The sequence below is a fragment of the Nostoc sp. genome (genome assembly GCF_036916975.1).
Taxonomy (GTDB): domain Bacteria; phylum Cyanobacteriota; class Cyanobacteriia; order Cyanobacteriales; family Nostocaceae; genus Nostoc.
The window spans coordinates 1-26,275 of record NZ_JBALFF010000066.1; the positions used below are offsets into that span (position 1 = coordinate 1).

The window sequence follows — 26,275 nt, forward strand, 5'->3', positions numbered from 1 at the left end:
AGTAGTTCCACTGCCTGTGCTACCACTACCTATACCACTACCTGTTGAACCAGTACCAGTAGTTCCACTGCCTGTGCTACCACTACCTATACCACTACCTGTTGAACCAGTACCAGTAGTTCCACTGCCTGTGCTACCACTACCTATACCACCGCCTGTAGTGCCAGTACCACTAGTTCCACTGCCTGTGCTACCACTACCTGTACCACTACCTATACCACCGCCTGTTGAACCAGTACCAGTAGTTCCAGTGCCTGTGCTACCACTACCTGTACCACTACCTATACCACTGCCTGTGCTACCACTACCACTACCTGTAGTGCCAGTGCCTGTACCACTACCCATACCACCGCCTGTGCTACCACTACCTGTAGTGCCAGTACCTGTACCGCTACCGGAGCTACTGCCAGCACTCGATCCTGCGCTACCGGAGCCGGAGCTACCAGAGCCGGAACTTTGGGCAGAAACAGAAGGAGGTAAAGATAAAGAAGCGAAACTGATGGCAAAGACAGTAGCCAAAACAGCTTTAGATAAATCAAAAGGTTTCATGCTTATGGTTCCTTTTATGTTCTAGATTTCTTTGATTGATTTTCAAAACCGATATTGTCTACTCAATCCATTGCTAAATTAGGGAATTTTTCACAAGAGAGATTGAGGAGTCTTTAACCTAGTTTCTTTTGGAAATTTGAAAGCATTTTAAGCTCCCACACACAACAACTTAACTATTCGTCAGATTCAAATTCATTCATAATCAGTAATTACTAATTTATGATATAATTGTGAATCGAGTAACAAAGTTGCTTCTTCACAACCACAAGGAATAATATTTATTTTTCATAAAACTACATTCACTTGTATCATAGTTAATTACTTATTGTGAATTATTTTGTTGTTCCTATTTAGGATAGCTGCTAGTTTTTTCTGGGGCTTCTACCATAAGAGTAAAGTCAATTCTATCGCAGGAATTAATTTGGCATTATTTAGTTTATGAACCTGAAAGATAATTAAACTTTTTGGAGCTTGCAATTAGATAAGCAGGCTTCAAGATAAGCACAATCTTCACACTGCATATTTTGCCCTGGATTGGTACATCCACAGGAGGGGTTCACAAAAAATTCAGAATAATCTTTTTGTGTTTGAGATTTTTTTTAATCTAAAGTATAAAGCTGCTTCTTGTAGACAAAAAACAAAATCTTTAAACATAAAATTTCGTACCAATCATAATGAATCTAAGGGTTTTTTAGTCACTTATTTAGATGCATTAACTAACTAGGCAAGAAGAAATCAAATTATGTTACACAAGAATGTATAACTAATAACAGTAGCTCTTTATAACGGTTAGAGCCATATTATAGAATACATAATGTGTAGCTTGTACGCATAGGGTAAACTACAAACCTTTTAATTACTCACACCGGACTACTCAATAAATACAAACGATCGCTAAGTTAAAGATAATTTTGACATCAATAAATCACCTTTTGTTAGTTGGGGTATCAATCAACTAGAAATTTTCAGCAGACAGATGCTGCCAAAGGTTGAGACTAGATTAACAATACTCTACAATCCTATTTCACCTGAGAGCTTATAACTTCATACTCTAGGTGTGTCTTACATTAGACTTAAGGAATATTTTTACGATCGCTTCGTTTGTTATCGCAATTCTCATTTTAATGGCTACTGGGTAAGGATACGGCAATGCGGTGTCCCTACTAATCACTAAGTCAAAAGCAGGTATCACCGTATGGTGTGAATCAAGGGAAACCGAATTTTGATAACTTTTACTTAGTATATAAGTATTAATTTGAAAAATGCTAACCCGAAAATATACTTAAAAATACCATAGTAGTTATTTTAGATAAGCGAAATATTACCGTGTTTTTTTGAAGGCATTTCATTTATATATATAAAAAGTTCATTTCAGAGAATTTACGGTAACAAAAATCAAAGCGATCGCATAGTTTTATTTCAATAAACCTTTATCAGCTTAAAAAGCTCAGAAAGGATGGCAGATTCAGGATGTAGAAGCCCGAAGTGCTATTCTGTACCAGCCTAAGGCTAGTAGTCTGTCCCAAAACTTTTCAGAGGTTCGTGGTGTTCAGATCCCCAACTTCTTCAAAAAGTAGCGGATCTCGCAGCCCCGCAAAATAAATGGGACAGACCACTAGTATGGGAAAGCTCTGATAAACGCCGAATGTGTTCTTTTCTAGAGTATTAAAAAGCACCTTTTAGCTCCAACATTTATACATAGGTGTTAGGCTCAAAACCTCTGTATACAATCTTCGGGCTTTGGTGAAGACTTATGCAATGTATTAGGTTTTGATGATGGAATTTTTAAATAATTTTTTGTCTACTAGCCAGTTTATTCCTCACGGACATTGCTACCTCTGGAAACCAGGATTGGTATGGTTGCATCTGGTTTCAGATGTGTTAATTGGAGTTGCTTATTATTCAATTCCAATGATGTTGGTTTATTTTGTCCGTAAACGGCGAGATATGCCTTTCGGCTGGATGTTCCTAATGTTTGGCACATTCATCGTTGCTTGTGGCACAACCCATTTAATGGATGTGTGGACGCTTTGGTACCCTACCTATTGGCTATCAGGATTAATTAAAGCTATCACCGCTTTTGTCTCAGTATTAACAGCCATAGAACTCGTGCCATTAATACCCCAGGCACTGGCTCTACCGAGTCATGCCCAACTAGAGGCTGCAAACTCTCAACTAGCAAAAGAAATTGCTGAACGCATACGGACTGAGGAGGTTTTGAGAGAAAGTGAACAACGTTGGCAATTAGCTTTGCGCGGCAATAATGATGCAATATGGGACTGGAATGTAAAAACCAATCAAGTTTTCTTCTCGCCTCGCTGGAGGGAAATACTCGGTTACGAAGACGAGCAAATTTCTAACTATTTAGATGAATCCCTGACACGAGTGCATCCTGATGATCTGGACAGTGTGAGACAAACAGTTCAAGACCATTTTGCTCATAAAACAGTATTTTACACTATTGAGTATCGAGCTTTATGTAAAGATGGCACTTACAAATGGATTTTGGATCGAGGTCAAGCCCTGTGGGATGAAGATGGTAACGCAGTGCGGATGGTAGGCTCACATACTGACATCACTGAGCGCAAGCAAGCAGAGGAGGCACTAAATAGCCTACTTAACCAACTAGAAAGCAAGGTTGAGCTACGCACAGCAGAGTTAACAAGAATTAATCAATCACTACAGGCAGAAATTACTGAGCGCCAGCGAATAGAACAAGCATTGCGAGAAAGCGAACAGCGATTCCGGGCTGCATTCGATCAAGCTGCTGTTGGCATCGCCCATGTAGCTATAGATGGAAGTTGGTTGTTAGTTAATCAGAGGCTTTGCAATATTGTCGGTTATACACTCGAAGAACTACAGTTGCTAACTTTCCAAGATATTACTCACCCAGATGATCTTGACACCGATCTGAAATATGTTGACCAGATTTTAGCAGATAATATTCAAACTTATTCCATAGAAAAGCGCTATTTCTGCAAAGATAGTTCCATAGTTTGGGTTAATCTCACGGTATCTTTAATGCGCGAAGCGAATGGAGAGCCAAAGTATTTTATTTCTGTGGTCGAAGACATTAGCGAACGAATTGCCGCGCAGCGCGATCGCCAGCAATGGGAACAGCAAATCCAAGCTTCACTTTTAGAAAAAGAGGTGTTATTAAAAGAAATTTACCATCGGGTCAAAAATAATTTACAGGTTATTTCCAGTCTGTTAAGCTTGCAATCTGCTTATATCAAAGATCCAGACGATTTGGTAATATTCAAACAAAGCGAGCAGCGAATTGCATCAATGGCTTTAGTTCACGAAAAATTGTATGAGTCTCAAGACTTGGCAAAAATTAATTTTGGGGAATATATTCGAGATTTGGTAGCAAGTTTATTTTGTGCTTATGAAGTGAAAGAAGATGCGATCGCTTTGAGAATAAATATCGATGAGCAAATATTTCTCGGCTTGGATACAGCAATTCCTTGTAGCTTAATTATCCATGAGCTTGTATCTAATTCTTTAAAATATGCATTCCCAGCAGGTAGAAATGGTACAATTTATATCGAAATTAGTAAAAATACTGACTCTCAAGTTACACTGATAGTTAGTGATGATGGAATTGGTTTACCATCAAATTTTAATTTTAAAAAGATGGCATCTTTAGGCTGGCAATTAGTAGATGCTTTAACTAATCAAATAGCAGGCAATATCGATATCCAAGGTGCTATGGGAGTAGAATGTCAAGTAAAATTTACATTAATATAAAATGACTAAAATATGACCAAGGCAAAAATTTTAGTTGTGGAAGATGAAGCGATTGTTGCCAAAGATTTACAGCATCGACTTATAAAATTAGGTTATACGGTTCCTGCGATCGCTTCTTCGGGAGAAGAAGCAATTAATAAAGCAGTAGAAATAGCCCCCAATTTAGTGCTAATGGATATTAAGCTAAAAGGGTCAATGGACGGGATAGAAGCTGCCGAAGAAATCTATAAGCGTTTGGATATTCCAGTAATTTATTTAACTGCTTATGCAGATGATAACACATTAAAACGAGCCAAGATGACTGAGGCTTTTGCTTACCTAATCAAACCTTTTAAAGAAAGAGAGCTACAAACAAATATTGAAATAACTCTGACTAAACATAGTTTAGAAAAGCAATTAAAGGTAAATAAAAAATGGCTAGATGCACTTTTAAAAAGTATCAGTGATGGTGTGATTGCTAGCGATATGCAAGAATTAGTAACTTTTATGAATCCGGTTGCTGAAAATCTAACCGGATGGAAACAAGAAGAAGCTAGGGGCAGAAATTCATCAGAAATATTCAAGATTGCTAATGCAGAAACTCATAACTCTATTGAAAGTCCGATTGTAAAAGTCCTTCAAGATGGTATTATCGTCAGTCTACCAGCAGAAACTATTCTGATTACTAAAGACGGTGGAGAAATACCAATTGATGATAGTGCTGCACCAATTAAAGACGATCAAGATAATATTAGAGGGGCTGTGTTAGTTTTTCGAGATATTACTGAGCGCAAACGAGCTATTGAGGCGCGTAAAAAGCAAATTGAGCAAGAGCAACTTGTGGTGCAATGGGAGGAGATAAATCAACTTAAAAATGACTTTTTGAATTTAGTTTCCCATGAACTGCGATCGCCTCTGAGTAATATCAAGATAATGATTCAAATGATACAAGGATCTCCTAGTACTGAGGAAGCTAAACGCTATCTAGAACTGATAGAAGGCGAGTGCGATCGCGAGCTAGGATTAATTAACGATCTACTAGACTTACAACGCCTAGAAAGCTCATCTTATGAAGTGATGACACCTGATTCCTTGGTCTTACAACAGTGGTTATCTTGGGTTGTTGAGCCGTTTCAAATCCGTGTTCAAGAACACCAGCAAACTCTACAGATAAATCTCCCTTCAAATCTCCCCCCCTTGTTCTCAGATAGCATTAGCTTGGAACGAATTTTAGGAGAATTGATCAATAATGCCTGTAAATACACACCTGCGGGTGGTGAAATTGTCTTAAGTGTACATTCCAATTCCTTGGAAGCGCCCGCAAAAACTATTATTACTATCAGTAATTCAGCAGAAATTTCGTTAACAGAATTACCACGAATCTTTGAGAAATTTTATCGGGTTCCCAATGCAGACATCTGGAATCAAGGTGGATCGGGATTAGGTTTATCTATAGTACAGAAATTAGTCGAACAACTGCAAGGAAACATTCAAGTAGAAAGCAGTAAAGGATGGACAACATTTAGTATCACATTAACTGATTTATAGGTTTTTAGCTTCTTTTAAAATTTTAGAAAAGTCAAAGTGTCGCGCTTACCCAATATCGCGCCCAGAACTTAAGTTTTGGGCTGATTGCTAAAGTCCACGCTTACTGAACTGAAATTTTCCCTTTTATATAAAATAGCCTTGTACATGGCTGAAAATTTTGTATTTAGTCCTCTTAAGAGGACTTTAGCTACAAGTAAGGTAGGCAAGATAAAACCAAACTATGTAACGAAAAATAAAACCTCTGTATTGGGCTCGTAGTTGCGCTTTAGCGCTAAAGCGCAACTACCAGCCAGTGATGATTATTTGCGTCCACTTACTTAAGCAAGAGGAATTTATTCCGAGGCGGGAATGGTAAGGAAGCTGAAGATTTTAAAAGCTAGATTAAGAACTAATTACTTGGTCAAAAAACTTGACGCAGGTAGTTAATATGTAATATAGTATATTACATTAAGAATGAGTTAGATTAAAAAGGCTTCCTAGCCAGTACAGCACCGTGAAAAAAAATACTATTTGTACGCAATTAGTTAATCTTACGAGAAAAGTTTTTCAAAATATCATCCTTCACACAAAATAACTCGATTAACGCTGCATAACTAATAAATATGGATTTTGACTATTTTAGAAGTAATGAAGGCACTCCTACAAATAATACCCGGCAAAGTTTGCTTGCTAGCGGTTGGCGACCATTTAACCGAGAATTAGACTGGGGGTTTTTGTGGCAACTGTTGTATAGTGACTCCCGCGAGTTAAGTCAAAAAAGTTTAAATTTAGCGAGTAATCTTGCTGATATTTTGGGACGAAATAATTATGCTTGGTGGGCTAATTTATTAAATATTGTATCTGAAAATACCCGCTACGAAGTTGAAAACTTTTGGAATTACATCACGCCAGATCCGCAATCACCAGATCATCGCTACAAAGACGTTTTGAGTACGGAAACGCCCATTGTTCAATTTGTCAGTCGTAGTAGTATCCCTATTGATTATGTTCTAAATCGACTGCAAGAAATTACTGTACTGCGAGTTTTAGGTGTGTTGGGTAATCCCGACATTATTACCCAGTATTACTCAGAAAGAGATTTTTATTTTCCTATAGATAAATTTGTTAGCTGGGAACGCTTAGACGTGATCAATACTGTTTATGCTTACTGGGGGAAGCATGACATTTGGTTACAAATTGATCCCTACGATCGCGGGCGACGACAATATACTTTAATGGCGAAAAATCTCGCGCCACTAATTAACAAAGCGACTTACGACTTAGCAGTTATGCTGAGTGGATATCAAAGTCGTGTAGGCAAGGTTCACAGTCAATTTAATATTCGCACATTTCCAGCAGATATCCAAAATTTTACTGATTCTGTACAGCAAGCGATTTTAAATCAAAACCAGTTAGCGGTTGTTGTACATGGGCAACCAGGCACAGGTAAGACAGTTTGGACACAGGCAGTAGCAAAAGAAATTCTTGTACCTTTGGGGTATGTAATTTTTATTTTAGATCATGATGCGATCGCTAACTTTGTCCCACCGACTTACATAGAGCGTATCTGTATCGTTATTAACGAAGCTGATAATCTAGCACAAAATCGTGCTTCCGAGGTAGCGCAATACAATAACAAAACCGAACACATTCTGAGTTTGCTGGATGGCACTTTGTATCAGAGTGTAATTGATGAGTCTGGTATTCAGATACAGCAACGCTTAGTTGTCTTGATGACTTGCAACACTACTGAAAGATTAGATCCAGCCATGTTACGTAAGGGCAGGGTAGATTTAATATATGAGTTTACGCAATTATTTATTTGAAGAGGGCAGGGGGCAGGAGTTCTTCAATTTTGAATTGATTTCTCCCTACTCCCCGTGTCAGTCGTAATCTAAATAAGTAAGTCGGCGCAAATAATCATCACTGGTTTGTAGTTGCGCTTTAGCGCTAAAGCGCAACTACGAGCCAAATACAGAGATTTTACCTTTCGTTACATAGTTTGGTTTTATCTTGCCTACCTACTTACCTAAAAATTGCTGTATTTATGCTTTAGCAATTTTGCCAGAGTTTTACTTGTTTTTGCGATACAAGTTGATGTTCTTTGCGCCAAGCTTGGGGAGGTAAACCGTGATGTTGGCGAAACTGGCGGGAGAAATGAGACACATCTTGATAGCCCAATGCTTTCGCTATCTTCTCGACTGTCTGATCGTTATTTTGGAGTAGAAAACGAGCTCCCGCCATCCGGCGTTTGACAATCCAGCAGTTTACAGTTTCGCCCGTCTGTTTTGCTACTCGGTTAGTTAAGTAAGCAGGTGAGTAACCAACAGCAACAGCCACGTCACACAAAGTAATTCCTTGATGATAATGGGCTTCGATAAAGTCAAAAACTTCTTTTAATTGGGGAATGTAAGGAAAAATTGACTTAGGAGGCATCATGATTTCTGTATCAGGGGCTTCTGTACCAGAGGCTTTACCAACGCTAACACCTTCAGCGATCGCTGTAGTATTATCTGCAAATACTAATTGTGGATCTTTTTCCAATTTCATCGCCCACCAGTATTGGAGAGTAGCTTGCTTTTCCAGGCGAATAGCGATCGCTCTGAGTAATTCGTCTAGTGTAGAGGGTTTGGTAAGATAGTCGTCTGCTCCCAATTCCATAGCTTTGCGAACATCTGCTTTGGTACTACTACCAGTCATAAAAATGAACGGAATAATTGCTGTAACAGGATCTTGGCGTAGCGTATTTAAAACGCTATAACCATCCATATCAGGCATTGTGATATCGCAAATTACTAAATCGGGTATATGCTCTTGTGCTTGTTGGATACCAGCAAGACCGTTGTCAGCACCTATGGTATCAAAACCTTTAGCCTTAAGACCCATTAAATAAAGATTGCGGGTAACATTATCATCTTCAATGACGAGAATTTTCTTTGGTGATTCTTGCATAATTTTGTATTCCCATAACTTTTTGCAAAAGCTGCTTACTATACTCTTTGATAAGTATGTAAATAGGCATGAGATTAATTAATTCGCTTTGAGAGTTATGATTGTTAAGCTGTTAATTAAAAATTCTCTTAATTTCAACATTCATAACTCGGAACTACTAAACTCTGATTTGATTAATGGCAAAATCACATTAAACGTAGTACCTACACCCATTTGACTTTCTACAGAGACTTGACCGTGATGTAAATCTACAAGGGTTTTAAGAATTGATAGCCCTAATCCAGTACCAGGTATACTATCAATATTACTACCACGGTAAAATGGCTCAAATATTCGTTGTTGATCTGCTACTGAAATACCAATCCCCCTATCTTTTACCTGAAAAATTACTTTCTCATTTTTACAAGAAAGTTTTAACTCAATTGCAATCTGGGAAGGAGAATACTTGATGGCATTGTCGAGTAAATTCTTCAAAATTGGCTCTAACAGTTTTTTATCTATACAGGCTGTTAAAGAGTTATCTTGACTGGCAAAATTAATCGGAATTTGGCTAACGCTCATCTGCATTTGGGCAACTAAATCTTTACAGAACTCAACTAACTCCAGTGGTTTCGGTTCACAGTTTATTTTTGCTGCTTCTGCCTTAGAGAAGAACAAAATATCATCCAACATCTGACTGAGTTGTTCGGTAGCTTTTTGAATGTGATCTAGTAGTGGTTGGATTTTCTTCTGTGTACGTTTGTCTACTTCTTCCTTGAGTAAGCTATTAGAAAATGAAACAATATTTAGTGGTGTACGGAATTGATGGCAAACCATAGAAAGAAAACGCGCTCTGAGTTCGCTAAGTTGTTTTGCTTGTTCTAAAGCTTGGTTAAGATTTAATTCGGCATATTTGTAATCAGTAATATCGATCCCTGCAATCAGTTCGACTGGTTTTCCCCCAAAATCTAGCACTCCATCCAGCATGGCAACCGCGCAAGCTAGCCAGCGCTCCGTGCCGTTTTTTGTGAGAATATTTATCTCCTGGTATTCAAAATTAGCTGCCTGGGCCTGGTTGCGTACCTCTCTACGTTTTTTGCTTTTAATCAATCGCCGCAGTTCAAAACCTGTTAGCAGTTCCTCTTCTGTGTAACCAGTGAGTTTCTCCACTGCTGGATTTATGTAACAAAGTCGCGTGCCTTGCATCAGAAAAGTACTAACATCTGTTGTCTCTGCCAAAGTGCGAAATCTAGCTGCGTTCAACCGTAATGCTTCTTCAGTCTGTTTCGATTCTGTAATGTCCCAAATACTCCAGACTCTACCAATAATTTTGCCTTCGAGCCGCTGAGGCTTAGAATAGTGGGCAAAAACTCTTCCATCGTTCAATTCCAAAATGTCGTAGCTCTCGAAATCAGATTGGCTAGACACTTCCCAAATCAGCCGACTAAAGGCTTGGGGATCTTTAAGTTGGTTCTCAAAAAAGGCTTTGCATTGAGGACATTTATTAGATAGTACTAGCGACTCTGGGATCTGCCACATCTCCACAAATTTCTGATTCAAGCTCAGAATATCTCCCTCAAAGTTAACTGCAACAATACCAATGGCAGTAGATTCGAGAGTAGAACGAAGCAAAGAAAGAGATGTTTCTAGTTCTACTTCTTTGGCCTTGAGTTGAGAAAATTCTTGTTGTAAATTGTCTTTGGCATCCCTTAATTCATCAGTCCACTTTTGCACGCTTAGTTCTACTATTTCGTCACTTATCTCACGAGCAAAAGCACAGCCAAATTCTATATCTTGTTGTTTGACATGGCTAATGGATATTTCTACCAGAAAGATCCGACCTCTTTTTGTCCGGTAGCGAGATTTAAAGGTAAGAGAATTCTGTGAGCTAATATCTGACCAATTGTGTAAAGAAAAATCTACATCTATATCATGCAGCCTCATGGAAAGTAATTCCTCACGGGAATACTCAGTCATCCGACAAGTGGCATCGTTGACGTAGAGAAATTGGGCGTTTTCTCCTAAACAGAAGGCTGCATCTACAGCGTGATTTATTAGGAAGTGAGCAAACTTCATCTCTACTTCTGGTTGTAGCACCCATTGATTATTTGATCTAGCTAATGTATAATCCCCAGAATTCATATTCCTATTTCCTCCTGGTAATCAATCAGTACCATAGCCATTAATGAGTTAATAGTCATAACTTACTAAAATCTTGGGGGCACCGTTAGGCTGTTCAAAAATAAGATTAGTTAGTAAATTAAAAAATATTACTAATCTTCTTAATAAAACTTATCATACCAACAAAATATGAATTATTAAACTAAACTTCCCTAAAAAAACCTAAATATTTAATTTAAAATTTATTCCTGTCCCAAGCAGCTTTTTATTTCAACAAAAAATATAGACGAATCAAATCTAGATTAGTCAATAAACTTTATTAGATAAGAGTTCAAAACTCTTAAGCTATAACTACAAAAAATAAACATTTTACATTTAAACTAGTACAGCACGGCGTAAATAAACTTACCATTTCATTACAGCCAGAAAGCCCAGAATTAAAGCTTTTTAAATGCGTGAATGCCTGACTTTTACCTTGCCGTACTAGCCCTGCACCAGAGCCAACTTAGATTTATGGTTGAGTAACCAAGCGCTTTGAGGAACTATTGGTGTAGAGTCGTTTGATTCTCAACATAAATAAATTTGCAGTGCTGGGCTTGGCTTAAATGAACGATTTTACTCATCTACTTATTTTCTTAAGTTATCTTAACTTACTCTCTCAGGGATTTAACTACAAAAGCATATTCTTAGTCATCCGTCATTAGGAATACATTTGTATTAGAATTATCCCGTGTATTTTGTTTTTTTGTTATATATAAAACATAAATATTGATATAGTACGGTTTTATGAGATATTTTAAGTCAAAAATAATAAATTTTATTAAAATTTACCTATCTATTTAGTATTTAATCATCTCTCTAAGGAAAGACAAAAGTTAAATAATTATGTATTTATCGTTACAAAGAGTTGCATCAATAAGTTCTTAGTGGCAATATAAAGGCCGCCAAACTGTTGGTAGTTAGGCTGATTTTAATTCGGATAATTTGTAACGGCGAGTTGAAGAGTGAATAATCAAGCTTTTTTCTGGGCTGTTGACTGCTTTGGGGTGAGGCTCCAAAGCTAAGACTTACATCCAAAAGATCCCCCAACTTATATCTTGCACCAGGCGACTGGAAGTCGCACGCCAGTTGCTTCTCCCAAGGGGAGACGCTGCGCGAACAAGTCGGCGGAGCCGCCCAACGCACTGGCTCGGCTACACAGGCTAAACCCACCTCCGTGGGTTAAAAACCTTTGATTTTCTCGCTTGTCCACGGAGGTGGACTTCGTTTGTATAGCCGCGATTTCTAATCGCCAGGGCTAGGTGCAAGATGTGAGCCAACCCCCTTAAAAAAGAACTTTTAAGGTTCTCCCGGTTGTAGAAAGTGGCTTAGGTTAGGGGAAATCTAGAAGCAAAAGAATTGACAACCAGATAAAAAGATTTTCTATTGTAAATTTGGTAATGTGTCTTGAGTGCGATGCCTACGGCGGGCTACGCCTACGCAGTTTTCAAAATGACTAAGTTGGAAATGTCACAATCATCATACAAGCGAAAGAATTGACAGATAGATCAAAAGATTTTTCATTGCAGATATTTTTTTTCAGAGTAGCGATCGCCAGATAAGTACCTCTGCAAGTGGCTTATTAATTAGAGCAGTGTTATTAAACTTAACTATATTGAGTTTTGTAAACTTTATGAGAAACGCTTCAGCTAAGGTTATTTGCTAGTTTATATACCTTTATATGGTTTAATTTTTCCCCGCCAACTTACTTAAACACTTTAATCATCATAGTAAAAACGAATAATTTGACATCTTCATCAAAGGATTTTTGATTGCACAACAGTCTTTATGTCCCTTATTGTAGTCACAAGAAGCACAGTATTGATTGCTGTATGCTTTTGGTAAAAATTTTTGGTAGTGCGATCACTTGCATCAATCAGCAGCGATTAACCGTTTCTACGAACGACCAAGCTAGGTCATAGCTAGTAAAAGCAACAGAGTCGTTTGTATTAAAAATTGCCATCACTGTGATTGTAAACTAGAAAGCCTTTGTGTAATTTTATGTAATAGCGTGAAACTAATGAGTCAAAACTATACTGGTTCAAACTCTCCTCTCATCACCACTGAGCCATACAAGGAATTTCCAGCAAATAAATATGTAGAGTCTGTGTCTGACGGTTCTCGTCAGGTTGATGAATCGGAGAACAATGGGGGAATTGAGCCTTTTTTAAATGACGAAACACCGCCAACGCTCTCAGTTGCCGATGCGATCGCTCAGATGTTGGAAAGTTTGGGAGTAAGCTATGCTTTTGGTGTCGCAGGTGGTGCGATGGCAAGCCTTTGGGGGGCGCTGTCAAATAGCAGCATCGACGTGTTAAACTTCCGCCATGAAGCAGGAGCAGCATTTGCAGCGACCGAAGCCTACTTTGCCAACAATCGCCCTACTGTAGTTTTTACCACAGCAGGGCCGGGGATCACAAATGCCCTCACCGGCTTATTTGCGGCTCGTGGTGAAGGTGCAAAGGTGATTTTGTTGTCAGCTTGTACCTCAGCCCCGCAGCGTGGACGTTGGGCAATTCAAGAAACCAGCACTTACACATTGCCCAGTGGGGGAATTTTTACCCCAGGAGCATTATTCAACTATGCAATCACCATTGAATCTGCGGCTCAACTACCGCAGATTTTCCGCAAACTTGCTTTGGCTATGGCACAACCAGGCGGATTTGTCGCCCATTTGAGCATTCCCACCGCAGTGCAGACAAGTTTAGTTGAGAATATATCGTTGCCTCAACTAGATGTTACTCCGTTTCCGATGACTGCTTCAAAAGAAGCGATCGCTAAATCTGTAGAGTTATTATCATCTGGCCCCTTTGCCATCTGGGTTGGTTTCGGTGCGCGTGATGCAGCAGAGGAAATCATTGAACTCGCAGAAAAAACCGGAGCAGCCGTTATGTGTTCACCCCGTGGTAAAGGTATCTTCCCCGAAGATCATCCCCAATTTGTGGGTGTCACAGGTTTAGGCGGTCATGCTTCCGTCTTAACTTATATGGAACAGCAACCTCCACTCCGCACACTCGTATTAGGAACCCGCCTTGGTGAACCGACTTCTTTTTGGAGTTCGGCGTTAGTTCCAAAAGGAGGTTTTGTCCATGTAGATATTGATCCCGAAGTGCCAGGTGTAGCTTATCCCCACGTTGAAACTTTCGGAGTTCGGTCAGATATCAAAGCTTTTGTGGAAGAGTTATTGCAGCAATTACCAGATGCTCCTGATTCCACAACTTTGTCCTTACCTCGTCCACAACAAAAAGCAATTGAATCGGCTCCAGATGTAGATTATCCAGTGCGGCCAGAAGTATTGATGGCAGCAATTCAAAAGATAATTGTTGAAGATACCGATGCGGTAGTCATGGCGGAGTGTGGTAACTCATTTACTTGGTCAACTCATCTACTGCAATTTTCCGAAGCCAATCGTTACCGAGTCAGCACCGGAGTTGGCGCAATGGGTCACGCCGTCACCGGAGTATTGGGTGCAGCACTTGCAAGCAATAGCAAAGCTGTAGCGATTGTTGGCGATGGAGCAATGCTGATGAATAACGAAATCAGCACAGCCGTAAAATACAAAATTCCTGCAATCTGGATTGTACTCAACGATGCGCGTTACAACATGTGCCATCAAGGGATGAAAATCTTGGGATTAAAGGGCGCAGATGCAACAATGCCACCAACCAACTTCGCCATGATTGCTCGTGGTATGGGAGCAGAAGCGATCGTAGTCGTCAGAGAGTCAGATATTGAAGCAGCATTAGAGCAAGCGATCGCATCAAATGTTCCCTTTCTGATCGATGTAGTCATTGACGCCGATCGACCAGCACCATCTGGAGGACGTAATAAAAGTTTAGCAGCACAAGGAATCAAATCAAGTGCCGCGAAAAATACAACCAACCAAGTTTCATTTCCAATGGTTTAACTTTAAAAGCTGCCAATCTGATTCGATTGTTACAGACACTACTCTCGAATGGCTGCAAAAACACCTAATTTTTTCCGAACCGCATTCGCGCAGCGTCTCGTTAGAGAAGGATGCAAACGAAGAGATAAGTAATTATATGGTAAGAAGGCAGTAAAACAGGGAAGCATCCCAATCTTTAAAAAATTCCCGCTCCCGATGCAAAAACCCTTTACAACTCTCTTACCTTTGCGCCCTTCGCGGTTCGTTTCCTCATTCTCTTATTCCAGCCAAAAACTGCACTCACCAAACTGGAATTTTAAAGTCCTTTTCATCACTCAATCTTAATATTCGAGAGGGTTTTTGTGTCTATATCTTTACATTTCGTAATGCCAATTACTTTCTCTAACCAATACCAAACAATATCGAGGATTGAAAATGCTGCTATTTGAAACTGTTAGAGAAATGGGTCACGAACAAGTTCTCTTTTGTCATGGTAAAAATCCCGACATTAAAGCGATAATTGCTATCCATGACACAACTTTAGGCCCAGCGATGGGAGCCACAAGAATTTTGCCTTACGTCAACGAAGAAGCTGCTTTAAAAGATGCACTTCGTCTGAGTCGTGGGATGACATATAAAGCAGCCTGTGCCAATATTCCGGCTGGTGGCGGAAAAGCAGTCATTATCGCTAATCCTGAAAATAAAACAGATGATCTGTTGAGAGCTTACGGACGTTTTGTTGATAGTCTGAATGGGCGTTTTATTACCGGACAAGATGTTAATATTACCCCTGCCGATGTCCGAACAATCAGCCAAGAAACGAAACATGTTGTTGGGCTATCAGAAAAATCTGGCGGGCCTGCTCCCATAACATCATTAGGAGTTTTTCTGGGAATGAAAGCTGCTGTAGAGTCTCGTTGGCAAAGCAAAAGACTTGATGGAATGAAAGTTGCAGTTCAAGGCTTAGGAAATGTCGGTAAAAATCTTTGTCGGCACTTATATGAGCATGATGTCAAGCTTTTTGTTAGCGATGTAGATCCAGCCAAAGCAGAAGAAGCTAAACGGCTTTTTGGTGCAACTATTGTCGAACCAAGCGAAATTTATTCACTTGATGTAGATGTATTTGCTCCCTGCGCTTTAGGAGGAATTCTTAATAGCCATACAATTCCTTTTTTAAAAGCTGCAATTATAGCTGGTGCCGCTAATAATCAGTTAGAAAATGAGCAACTACATAGTCAAATGCTTGCCAAAAAAGGGATTCTTTACAGCCCTGATTATGTAATTAATGCTGGAGGGCTAATCAACGTTTACAACGAAATGATTGGTTATGACGAAGAAAAAGCTTTTAAGCAAGTGCATAACATTTATGACACACTACTAGCAATTTTTAATATTTCTAAAGAGCAGGGAGTTACTACAAACGATGCTGCTAAACGATTAGCAGAAGACCGCATTCAGAGCGTTAGGCAAAACAGGACTAAAGCGATCGCCGCTTAATTGTTATTATCTTAAGGAGTGAGAAGTGGAAAAGAATACCTTTGCAACATCAGCTTATATCGCTACTTCACCAGAGAGCGCCTTTGACTACCTTTGTAGTTTAAAAAACTTGGACGAATGGACGCTTTATAGCCGGATGCAAGAGCAAATTGACGAAGATACTTGGCTCGGAACTGCATCTGGTTATCACAAAAATCTTTATTATCATGTTAAAAAATTAGAAAATCCGCTTTTTTATGGTATTGAGTGGCACTGCGGATTAGAGTATCAGAAATATTTTCAGGTTTACCCTGTTTTGTTATTTCCCACCGACTACATCGAGCCGGGAACAGATGAAAAAGGTGTATACTTTCATTGGTTGAGTTTTGTCGATCCAAAACGGCAAACTCAGATGATCATGCAGGGAATTCACACGGTACATACTTCCGAGTGTCGTTCTCTCAAAGGTAACTTGGAACGCAAGGCTGGTCTGACCTCAGCAGCGAAAGGTCGCCATTTTATCGATACAGACACCATTTATGTTGATGCCCCAATTGAAATCGGCATTGAATACCTACAAAACCTACAAAACATAAATGAGTGGGCACATCTACTGCGCCCAAATGGTAATATTACTTCTGAATCAGGTGAATTTAAAGATGAATATGACCAGAAAGTAAAAGTTTCCGTGCGGCTGCATAGTCTGAGTAAATACTACTTGCTCGAACAAGAACACTTTTATCCAGACTACGAATATTATCAGCGTTCTGTAGCGTTACTCATCCCAACTGCTTATGCTTTCGCTGATCCCGAAGCTTCTGGTTTTATCCTGCATCGGATTACATTCTGGAAAACAGATGGAACTGTTACCCACGGCAAACTTCAAATTGAAGACTTTGGCGCTGAAAGCATGAACATCAAACGTTTACTAGAAGCAAAAGCTGGCAACCTCAAATCATTTGATCGGGGAATGAGCTACCTACCAAAAACTCCAGAATCACTAGTTACCAACTAAAACCTCAGCATTCCTCTACGCTTCCCTCAGCGTCCCTCTGCGTTGAAAATTCCCCACAATTAGCTCTATTGCAACACATGAAACTGAAAAAACTTACAATTACCTTCCTAACTTTTTGTGTTGCCGCTATTTCTGGAATGAAAGCTGCTGAAGCTGCATCATTTTCGGTAATCGCCAACGGTCTATATAATGCCGGTGGCCTGAGCTTTAGCCCTGATGGTAATCTCTATGTTACAGAGGCGGGAATCGGGGGAAGTGGAGCTTGTGTTCCACCACCAAGTGGTCAAGGAGATTCCTTATGCTATGGCACAAGTGGTGCAGTTACCAAAATTGAGAATGGTAAGATTGAGCGGATACTTACAGGACTCCCTTCTTTAGCATTACCGGATGGTACTGGAGCCAGTGGACCTCGTGATATCCAATTTGATGCTCAAGGTAAACCTTATGTTCTGATTGGGTATGGAGCTAATCCAGCCTTTCGCGATCGCAATTTAGGTTACACTGACCTCGGTAAAATCATCGCTCCTAACTTTAAGACCAATTCCTGGACGAGTGTTGCTGATTTAGCTAACTATGAACTCGCCAATAATCCCGATGCTGGTGATGTCAGTAGCAATCCCTTGGGTTTCGTAATAGATGGCAAGAAGTTGGTTGTAGTTGATGCAGGCGCAAACGACTTACTCAGTGTTAATACTGATGGTAGTGATTTGCAAGCTATTACTACATTCCCTAAAGACATATTGACTAATCCAGTCTTTCCACCCTCCGGTACACCATCCAATGAACCGGCACAGGTGCCATCTAAAGGTGAAGCGGCGCGATCGCCATCGCAGTTTGCAACTCAAGCAGTACCATCAAATGTGACCAAAGGCCCTGATGGCGCTTATTATGTCAGCCAATTTACTGGTTTTCCCTTCCCAGAAGGAGGGGCAAAAATCTATCGAGTCGGTGCTGATGGCAAGCCAACAGTCTATGCAGATGGTTTTACCCAACTCACAGACTTGCAATTTGATTCTGCGGGTAATCTATATGCTTTGCAGTACGCCAATCAGTCAGCCTGGAAGGGTAATCTTGATGGTTCTGTCATCAAAATAGCTCCCGATGGGACACGCACAACTCTTCTGAGTGGGAATGGATTAGTTTCGCCTAGCGCCTTGACTATTGGGGCTGATGGTGCAGTATATGTCACAAACCGAGGCGATAGCCCAGGATTTGGACAAGTTCTCAGAATTGAGAATATCAAGTCTGTTCCTGAACCTGATTCTATTTTAGGCGTATTAGCGATCGGTGCTTTGGGCATTGCTTGGTTGCACAAAAAAAGAAAGCTAGCAAAACCTTACCTAATCACCAGTCCGACAAAATTATCAATTGTAACACCTGACTCCTGACTCCTAATTTCTTTCTTGATAAACTTTCCCCAAATAGATTATTTAACTATCAATCTCCAAAGGTATGAAACTTAAATCATTTGCTCTGACATCTGTGACATTTTGTTTTGCTGCTATTTGTGGAACCTCAGCTGCACAAGCTGCAACGCTAACGACAATTGTCGGTGGGATCAGTAATGCACGCGGTATTAGCTTTGGCCCTGACGGCAGTCTCTACGTAGCCGAGCCAGGTGTCGGCGGCAATGGAAATTGTCAACCATCTCCGAGTACCCTGTTTAAACCTATCTGTGCTGGTAATACTAGTTCACTGGTCAAAATTGCACCAGACGGCACCGAACAGCATCTACTCACTAACTTTGAGTCTCTAGCAGAACAACCCACAGGTAATCAAGGCGCTGGTATTGAAGACGTCCAATTCGATTCTCAAGGGAATGCTTATCTTTTGACAGGGTTTGCTGGTTATCCAGGAAACCGTGATTTAGCAACACATGACCTTGCTTCTCAATACCCGCTTCCAAAAGAGCAACTTGCTACTTTCCCGCCATCAGCAGCTGATAAAGTTTTAAATACACCGCTACTAGGACAACTGTTCAAAGTTAACTTGAAGACAGGATCTCTCAGCAGTATTTTTGACTTTGCCAAGTATGAAATCACCAAAAATCCAGACAAGGGGGATGTAGTTACCAATCCATATTCCTTAACGATAAATGGCGATAATGCTTATGTTGTTGACGGCGGTGGGAACACTGCTTACAAAATTAAACTTGACGGAAGTAAGTCGCAGGTAATTGCAATTCCTAAAACCATCGTTAGTAACTCTGTCTTACCACCAGGATTACAACTACCTCCTGGACTATTAGATGAGCTTCCAGGAGGAAAAATAGCGATTCAAGCAGTACCCACAGGGGGCGCAATTGGCCCCGATGGAGCTTTCTACGTTGGCGAATATACAGGTTTTCCTTATCCAGCAGGTCAGTCGAAGATTTTCCGCATTGGTAAGGATGATAAGCCAGAAGTTTTTCTGGATGGGTTTACCCACATCACAGACCTAACCTTTGATAAAAAAGGCGATTTGCTCGTCTTACAGTTCAGCGACAAGTCCCAGTTAGGACGTGACATCACAGACCTACCGGGTTCTCTGATCCAAGTTGCTCCTGACGGCACTCGCACAACACTAGTTGCAGCAGGTCAAGGCCTAGATTCGGCTGATGGAATTGCTATTGGCCCTGACGGCAAGATTTATATTACCAATCAGGGTGTCGGCAAAGGACGAGGGGAGGTTATTCGGGTGGATGGTATTGTTACACAAATAGTCCCCGAGCCTGGTTCAGTAGTTGGCTTACTAGCACTTGCTAGTGTAGGCGCAACGGCTGCTTTCGGCAAGCGCAAACGTCCACAAAAGTTGGATGAAGAATTGCTACCAAAAGCAGAGACTGTCTAATTTCCTCTTTACCTGGTGTCAGGTAAAGCTTACAGAATAGGCTGCTGCCTCACACAGAAAGTTGCATTTCAAACAAGAGGCAGCAGCCCAAATTTTAGAGTTCCCGAACTGGGACGGGGAACAAAATTAGTCTAGGAAAGAGTATACACTCATACAACCAGGACTTCAAACTCATGGGATTAGTCAAAAATTTATCACTCGGCATTCTCGGTACTGGATTCATGGTGTTGGCAGCAGCAGCCCAAGCCAAGGCTGTAACATTAAATTATGATACAAGTATCGGCAGTCCTGGCTTCGGTCCTGGGCAGCTGTTTGTTCCCCAAGGCATAACGGTAGATGATTCAGGGAATACCTACATAGCTAACGGACGCGGTGTTAACCCAGATGGTACTCCTAACTACAACCTGGGTGACAAAATTGAAAAATTTAGTTCAAGCGGTCAGTATATTGGAGCAATTGGCTCCGGCGGCAAAGGCCCCGGACAGTTTGACGAGCCAACAACTGTAGACTTTAATCCCGTAACAGGCGATTTGTATGCAGGTGATGTTTACAACAACCGCATCAATCAATTCGATCCTCAGGGTAAGTTTATTAGATCCTTTGCAAATGGAGATTTTACCGGTCTGATACCAGGTAGGTTTTTCTTTGGGCCATCTGGTGTGACATTTGACAAATCTGGCGACGTTTACGTAGGTGATTTTAACGGCGAAAGAATCCTTAAATTCACACCTGACGGAAAGCAAATTGGTGTGATTGGTGGCACCAATGGCACTGCACTTGGGCAATTCCAAGGTGTAGCAGGTGTAAGAATTTCCCCAGTTAGTGGAAATATCTTTGTAGCTGACCAGTATAACAACCGCGTTCAAGTACTCGATCCAAATGGTAAGCCTCTGTTCGCCTTTGGTTCAACAGGTAGCGGACCTGGACAGCTTCTTCAGCCAATTGGCATCGAAGTGGACGACCAAGACAATGTTTATGTAGCTGATTCTATCAACAGCCGCGTTCAGGTGTTTGATAAAAATGGTAAGTTCTTGACTTCCTACGGTCAACCTGCCCTAAATGCATCAGGAAAACCAGTCCCGCCTCCAGGATTAACTGACGGTCCCTTTGGCAATCCCCTTGACCTCACTCCAGGCAGATTTAACTGGACGGGTGGCACAAGCTATAAAAATGGCAAGCTGTATGTGGGCGATTTCTTCCAAGGTCGCGTCCAAGTGTTAGACGTAGGAGGTATAACTCAAGTACCGGAACCTAGTTCAGCATTGGGTTTAACATTGCTTGGGTTTGGGGCTGTTACCGTCACATTGCGGAAACGTGGACAACAAAAGCCAGTCTTCAATTTAGAGAAGGAACTGCAAAATAATTCGTAATTCGTAATTCGTAATTCGTAATTCGTAATTAAAAAGTTTCGTTGGGTGCGTTATGCCCCTGGCTAACGCACTATCTCAATAATTTCGGTGCCGGACTTTTGGGAGAGTAGCACACTCTACGAAAATTTCAAGTCATTAAATCTGGAATAAGGGAGATAAAAACTGGAGAACACAATAAAGCCAACATTATGAAGCTGCTTTCAGGATATTAAGAGTTCATGCAAATTCTGATTTATTCATACAATTATCATCCAGAGCCAATTGGTATTGCACCTTTGATGACTGAACTAGCAGAAGGGCTGGTGAAGCGAGGACATCAAGTGCGGGTAATCACAGGTATGCCTAACTATCCTCAACGTCAGATTTACGATCGCTATCGGGGTAAGCTATACGTTACTGAACATAAAAATGGTGTCAAAATTCAGCGTAGTTACTTACGGATTAAGTCTAAACCTAATCTTATAGACAGGCTACTGCTAGAGTTGAGCTTTGTTTTTACGAGTTTGCCACAAGCCCTTAAGGGCGAACGACCTGATGTAATTCTTTTAACAGTGCCGCCGCTACTAGTTTGTTTACCTGCAACCTTTATAGGTTGGATATACAATTGTCCAGTAGTGCTGAACGTGCAAGATATCCTCCCGGAAGCTGCTGTGCGTGTTGGGCTAATTAAAAATAAGTTGATGATTCAAGCTTTGGAAGCTTTAGAGAAATTTGCCTACCGAACTGCACATACCATTAGCGTGATTGCCGATGGCTTTGTAGATAATTTAATAAATAAAGGTGTACCGGCTAATAAAATCGCCTGTATTCCCAATTGGGTGAATCTAAATTTTATCCGCCCTTTACCGAAGAATAACTCTTGGAGAGCTACTCATCAACTCGATGATAAATTTGTAGTGCTTTATTCAGGTAATATTGCTCTGACGCAAGGTTTGGAGACAGTCATCGAAGCAGCATCTCGGTTGCGTCATATTAATGATATTGTCTTTGCGATCGCAGGTGAATCTCAAGCCCTCGAAAGGTTGCAAAAACATTGTCTTGCTTGTGGTGCAGATAACGTTTTGCTGCTACCATTGCAACCGCGAGAAAAACTCCCGCAAATGTTAGCAGCCGCAGATGTCGGCTTGATTGTGCAAAAGAGCAATGTGATTTCTTTCAATATGCCTTCTAAAATACCACTGCTGTTAGCCAGTGGCCGCCCAATTGTCGGTTCAGTTCCCGCCACTGGTACTGCTGCCAAAGCCATCAAAGAAAGTGGTGGCGGCATTATCGTTAAGCCTGAGTCAGCAGATGCTTTAGCAAGTGCGGTATTAGATTTATATAATCAGCCAGAATTAGCAGCAAAATTAGGGCGCAAAGGGAGAAAGTTTGCAGTAGAAAACTATTCCTTTGAGCAAGCGCTAGATCGGTATGAACAGTTATTTTATGATGCGATCGCCAAAGAAGCAACAACTTTGGATATCTTACCCGAATTGAGTTCTAATAAATCACTTGTTGCTCAAGACTTTCTCGTACATACCTCGCCCCTTGTGCGCGTAGTCTCTCAAGGACAAATGACAAATGACAAATGACAAATGACAAATTTAGATCAGCTTAAAAAAACTGACCAAAGCTTGATCGCTTTATTGAGCGATCGCATATCATTATTAGCAGCATCAGAACAACCTTCTTTAGATGAACAACTGGCTGATGTGGCTCCCCTACTCGCCCAAGCTGGTATTCCTGAGTCTGTTTGGGCAAGTGTAATAAATAGTTGCCATGCGACTCTGATTCCTAAATCTGCAACAAATCATGTTAGTCCCCGACAAATTACCATCATCGGTGGATGCGGCAGGATGGGAAGATTATTTAAAGAGCAGCTTTCGCTAGTAGGTCATAATGTTAGCGTTCTCGAACACGATGATTGGGAATACGCAGATAAACTGTTAAATCAGGCAGAATTAGTATTAGTAAGCGTTCCCATTGAACATACAGTTGATATTATCAAACGAGCAGCGAAATACCTTAGTTCAAATACAGCTTTGTGTGATATCACGAGCGTAAAAACTCAGCCAACTCAGGCAATGCTCGAATATCATTCTGGCCCAGTCATGGGTTTACATCCAATGTTTGGGCCAAACATCAAATCGTTTTTAGGACAAAAAGTGGTAATATGTCCAGGCCGAAACGATAATTCATTTCAGTGGTTATTAGATTTTCTCAAAAGTCAAGGTGGAGAATTAATTGTTTGCACGCCTGAAGAACACGATCAAATGATGGTAATCGTTCAAGCAACGCAGCATTTTTGTAGATTTAGCCTTGGTGTTTTCTTAGCACAAGTAAAAGTGGACGTAGAGCAAAGCTTAACAATGTCAACACCTAATTATCGTCAAGAAATTGACATTGTTAAACGGTTGTTTTCTCAAAATCCTAATTTATGTGTCGATATTATGCTAGCTACAGAAGAAAGGTGTAATGCAATTAGCTTTTTAGCTAAAACTTACAGCCGTTTGGCGAGACTAGTAGCAAGGAAAGATCGAGACGCATTAATTCAAGAATTTGAAAATACTCAAAGCTTTTTTGAAGACAAAATCAACGCTTTTTTACAGCCTTTAAATACAACGCCTCTTAAACGAGATTTCAAACCCCATATCCACACAAATATTAGCATTTGAAGGATAAAAACTATGCTGATAGATATCTTTCACGATCCCGTTTGTCCATGGTGTAGAATAGGGAAAAAGCATCTGTTTGATGCACTGGCACAATGTCCAGAAAAAGAAGTAGATATCCGTTGGCATCCCTTTATTCTCGATAATACCGTTCCTGCTGAGGGATACGAATTTCACAGCTTTATGCGAAATAGAAAAGGCATAAAAGCCCATGAACTGCAATATCTGTTTGATTCAACGCAATATGCAGGTGAGGCGGCTGGAGTCAAGCTAAATTTTGATAAAATCCGTTTAGCTGTCAATACTAAGCTTTCGCACCGACTGATTACACTCGCACCAGCAAAGGTAAAAAACGATGTCGTAGAAGCTATTTATAAAGCTTACTTTGAAGATGGTTTGAACATCGGAGATATTGAAGTTTTGATTGCCATAGGTAGAGCTTACCAAATGGATTCTAGGGAATTACGGCTGCAATTGAGTGATGATGTTGCGGTTAAAGCTTTTGTGGCTGAATCAATATTTACTCGCCCCAATGGCATTAATAGTGTGCCGTTTTTCATCATCAATAATAAAGTCAAGATAAATGGTTCTCATTCGGTAGAAATGTTTCTTCAAGCTTTGAATCGTGCCGCACTTGTAAATATATCAGCAAAAACATGGTAGTTGACATTAAGCAAAAAAGTAAATTCGCTCTGCAACCAATTCATCAACGCGTTTCCGTTACTTTCAACTATGAGGTTTACTTCACCAAAAACTTATTTGAGTTGAAAAACCCCACCTTAGCCCAAGTAATTACAGCCGATGGGGAGACAAAGCCGAAGAAAGTTGTAGCGATAATAGACGCAGGAATATTACAGCATCACCCGGAATTGGTTAAGCAATTAGTAGCGTATACCAAGTTTTATGCAGAGATAGTAGCGATCGCAGCCGAACCGATGATAATTTCGGGAGGAGAAGCTGCTAAAAACGATCGCAATTTAGTAGATAAAATCCACCAACAGATTGAAGCAGCCGGATTATGTCGCCATTGCTATGTGTTAGCGATCGGGGGCGGGGCTGTGTTGGATTTGGTAGGATATGCAGCCGCAACCGCTCACCGAGGAATTCGTCTAATTAGGATTCCGACGACGGTGTTAGCACAAAATGATTCTGGGGTTGGCGTAAAAAATGGTATCAATGCTTTTGGGAAAAAGAACTTTCTCGGCACATTTGCGCCACCTTATGCAGTTATAAATGATTCTGCCTTTTTGACAACCTTAGACGATCGCGATTGGCGTTCTGGAATCGCAGAAGCAATCAAAGTCGCGCTGATTAAAGATGCTAGGTTTTTTTATTTTATCCATTTGCACAGCGCAGCCCTGATGCAGCGAGACATGGATACCATGCAACAAGTTATTTATCGTTGCGCTCAGTTGCATCTAGAACATATTGGCAATAGCGGCGATCCTTTTGAAATGGGTTCGTCTCGTCCCCTGGATTTTGGACATTGGGCGGCTCATAAACTGGAACATTTGACTAATTATCGCTTGCGTCATGGTGAAGCGGTTGCGATCGGTATTGCTTTGGATAGCACTTATTCTTATTTAGTGGGATTGCTCGATTGTTCTGAGTGGCAACGGATATTAAGTACTTTATCGGCGTTGGGTTTCACTTTGTATGTTCCAGAAATGGCCCAGAAGTTATCACAATTGGAAGATCCTGATTGTTTGTTTCGCGGTTTAACTGAGTTCCGGGAACATTTGGGGGGAGAGTTGACTTTGATGTTGTTACAACGCATTGGAAAAGGAATTGAGGTTCATGAGGTGGATTTGGTTTTGTATAGGCAGGCAATATTGCTGTTGAGGGAGTTTTAGGATTGGATTTTAAACGCAAAGGTACGCTGAGGTTTGATGGGAGGTTGTGAGAGGATGTACTACTTTTGAGGGAGGCAAAAATTTCAAAAAGGTCTAAGAGAGAATATACTAGGGGAGCAGTATAAAAAACGAAGAAATTGACACCTAATCGAAAAATTATTCAATGAATTATCTGCTTGGTATCTAGTATTATGAAAGAAGAAAGAAAGGGTTTTTCATTGCATCTTTGAAAAAGAATATGCAGATTTAGATAGTTTGAATTAAATTGACATCGGATTATCTGGATTTGTTTTTAATTT

General features: G+C 40.5%; 16 protein-coding genes. 13 read left to right on the plus strand and 3 right to left on the minus strand.

What is annotated here, in order from left to right; translation table 11 throughout:
* A partial coding sequence (locus tag V7K73_RS15765; protein ID WP_334881510.1) for a hypothetical protein occupies positions 1–549 on the minus strand: 549 nt, incomplete at its 3' end.
* Between the two features lie 1,773 nt (positions 550–2,322).
* Between V7K73_RS15765 and V7K73_RS15770 the strand changes: the two genes are divergently transcribed.
* The 3 genes from V7K73_RS15770 (at position 2,323) to V7K73_RS15780 (ending at position 7,631) form a co-directional block, all read left to right on the plus strand.
* Positions 2,323–4,299: a PAS domain S-box protein gene (locus tag V7K73_RS15770; protein ID WP_334881512.1), complete on the plus strand. Its 1,977-nt coding sequence runs from the start codon at positions 2,323–2,325 to the stop codon at positions 4,297–4,299.
* Positions 4,300–4,311: 12 nt separating this feature from the next.
* Positions 4,312–5,826, plus strand: coding sequence for a hybrid sensor histidine kinase/response regulator (locus V7K73_RS15775; protein ID WP_334881514.1), 1,515 nt, complete (start codon positions 4,312–4,314; stop codon positions 5,824–5,826).
* Positions 5,827–6,428: 602 nt separating this feature from the next.
* Positions 6,429–7,631, plus strand: coding sequence for an AAA family ATPase (locus V7K73_RS15780; protein WP_334881516.1), 1,203 nt, complete (start codon positions 6,429–6,431; stop codon positions 7,629–7,631).
* 226 nt (positions 7,632–7,857) lie between these two features.
* Here V7K73_RS15780 and V7K73_RS15785 read toward each other — a convergent pair whose 3' ends face one another.
* Complete coding sequence (locus V7K73_RS15785) at positions 7,858–8,757, minus strand: response regulator transcription factor (RefSeq protein WP_334881518.1); 900 nt, start codon at positions 8,755–8,757, stop codon at positions 7,858–7,860.
* A gap of 141 nt (positions 8,758–8,898) precedes the next feature.
* Positions 8,899–10,878, minus strand: a complete 1,980-nt coding sequence (locus V7K73_RS15790) for a scytonemin biosynthesis sensor histidine kinase (RefSeq protein WP_334881520.1) — start codon at positions 10,876–10,878, stop codon at positions 8,899–8,901.
* 2,038 nt (positions 10,879–12,916) lie between these two features.
* Here V7K73_RS15790 and scyA point away from each other — a divergent pair.
* The 10 genes from scyA (at position 12,917) to V7K73_RS15840 (ending at position 25,976) form a co-directional block, all read left to right on the plus strand.
* Positions 12,917–14,803 carry a scytonemin biosynthesis protein ScyA gene (gene scyA, locus V7K73_RS15795; RefSeq protein WP_334881522.1) on the plus strand — a complete coding sequence of 629 codons (1,887 nt, stop codon included), beginning with the start codon at positions 12,917–12,919 and terminating at the stop codon, positions 14,801–14,803.
* A 414-nt stretch (positions 14,804–15,217) separates the two neighbouring features.
* Positions 15,218–16,279, plus strand: coding sequence for a tryptophan dehydrogenase ScyB (gene scyB / locus V7K73_RS15800; protein WP_334881524.1), 1,062 nt, complete (start codon positions 15,218–15,220; stop codon positions 16,277–16,279).
* A 25-nt stretch (positions 16,280–16,304) separates the two neighbouring features.
* Positions 16,305–17,273: a scytonemin biosynthesis cyclase/decarboxylase ScyC gene (gene scyC / locus V7K73_RS15805; protein ID WP_334881526.1), complete on the plus strand. Its 969-nt coding sequence runs from the start codon at positions 16,305–16,307 to the stop codon at positions 17,271–17,273.
* Positions 17,274–17,350: 77 nt separating this feature from the next.
* Positions 17,351–18,661 (plus strand): ScyD/ScyE family protein, encoded by a 1,311-nt coding sequence (locus tag V7K73_RS15810; protein WP_334881528.1) that lies wholly within the window; start codon positions 17,351–17,353, stop codon positions 18,659–18,661.
* Positions 18,662–18,725: 64 nt separating this feature from the next.
* On the plus strand, positions 18,726–20,102 hold the full coding sequence (locus tag V7K73_RS15815) for a ScyD/ScyE family protein (RefSeq protein ID WP_334881530.1): 1,377 nt from the start codon (positions 18,726–18,728) through the stop codon (positions 20,100–20,102).
* Positions 20,103–20,275: 173 nt separating this feature from the next.
* Positions 20,276–21,472, plus strand: a complete 1,197-nt coding sequence (gene scyF, locus V7K73_RS15820; RefSeq protein ID WP_334881532.1) for a scytonemin biosynthesis PEP-CTERM protein ScyF — start codon at positions 20,276–20,278, stop codon at positions 21,470–21,472.
* A 218-nt stretch (positions 21,473–21,690) separates the two neighbouring features.
* Positions 21,691–23,043, plus strand: coding sequence for a glycosyltransferase family 4 protein (locus V7K73_RS15825; protein WP_334881534.1), 1,353 nt, complete (start codon positions 21,691–21,693; stop codon positions 23,041–23,043).
* A 3-nt stretch (positions 23,044–23,046) separates the two neighbouring features.
* Positions 23,047–24,126 (plus strand): bifunctional chorismate mutase/prephenate dehydrogenase, encoded by a 1,080-nt coding sequence (gene tyrA, locus V7K73_RS15830; RefSeq protein ID WP_334881536.1) that lies wholly within the window; start codon positions 23,047–23,049, stop codon positions 24,124–24,126.
* Positions 24,127–24,138: 12 nt separating this feature from the next.
* Positions 24,139–24,786 (plus strand): DsbA family oxidoreductase, encoded by a 648-nt coding sequence (locus tag V7K73_RS15835; RefSeq protein ID WP_334881538.1) that lies wholly within the window; start codon positions 24,139–24,141, stop codon positions 24,784–24,786.
* Entirely contained in the window at positions 24,780–25,976 is a 1,197-nt protein-coding gene (locus V7K73_RS15840) for a 3-dehydroquinate synthase (protein ID WP_334881540.1), read from the plus strand. Before V7K73_RS15835 ends, V7K73_RS15840 begins: the two co-directional genes overlap by 7 nt.
* Positions 25,977–26,275 lie beyond the last annotated feature (299 nt).

Excerpts from the sequence above, each read along its gene's own strand:
- V7K73_RS15835 (WP_334881538.1), top strand. The coding sequence starts at position 24,139 with ATGCTGATAGATATCTTTCACGATCCCGTTTGTCCATGGTGTAGAATA.
- scyF (WP_334881532.1), top strand. The coding sequence starts at position 20,276 with ATGGGATTAGTCAAAAATTTATCACTCGGCATTCTCGGTACTGGATTC.
- V7K73_RS15780 (WP_334881516.1), top strand. The coding sequence starts at position 6,429 with ATGGATTTTGACTATTTTAGAAGTAATGAAGGCACTCCTACAAATAAT.
- V7K73_RS15785 (WP_334881518.1), bottom strand. The coding sequence starts at position 8,757 with ATGCAAGAATCACCAAAGAAAATTCTCGTCATTGAAGATGATAATGTT.
- V7K73_RS15825 (WP_334881534.1), top strand. The coding sequence starts at position 21,691 with ATGCAAATTCTGATTTATTCATACAATTATCATCCAGAGCCAATTGGT.
- V7K73_RS15815 (WP_334881530.1), top strand. The coding sequence starts at position 18,726 with ATGAAACTTAAATCATTTGCTCTGACATCTGTGACATTTTGTTTTGCT.
- scyB (WP_334881524.1), top strand. The coding sequence starts at position 15,218 with ATGCTGCTATTTGAAACTGTTAGAGAAATGGGTCACGAACAAGTTCTC.
- V7K73_RS15790 (WP_334881520.1), bottom strand. The coding sequence starts at position 10,878 with ATGAATTCTGGGGATTATACATTAGCTAGATCAAATAATCAATGGGTG.
- V7K73_RS15770 (WP_334881512.1), top strand. The coding sequence starts at position 2,323 with ATGATGGAATTTTTAAATAATTTTTTGTCTACTAGCCAGTTTATTCCT.
- V7K73_RS15810 (WP_334881528.1), top strand. The coding sequence starts at position 17,351 with ATGAAACTGAAAAAACTTACAATTACCTTCCTAACTTTTTGTGTTGCC.
- V7K73_RS15840 (WP_334881540.1), top strand. The coding sequence starts at position 24,780 with ATGGTAGTTGACATTAAGCAAAAAAGTAAATTCGCTCTGCAACCAATT.
- tyrA (WP_334881536.1), top strand. The coding sequence starts at position 23,047 with ATGACAAATTTAGATCAGCTTAAAAAAACTGACCAAAGCTTGATCGCT.
- scyA (WP_334881522.1), top strand. The coding sequence starts at position 12,917 with ATGAGTCAAAACTATACTGGTTCAAACTCTCCTCTCATCACCACTGAG.
- V7K73_RS15775 (WP_334881514.1), top strand. The coding sequence starts at position 4,312 with ATGACCAAGGCAAAAATTTTAGTTGTGGAAGATGAAGCGATTGTTGCC.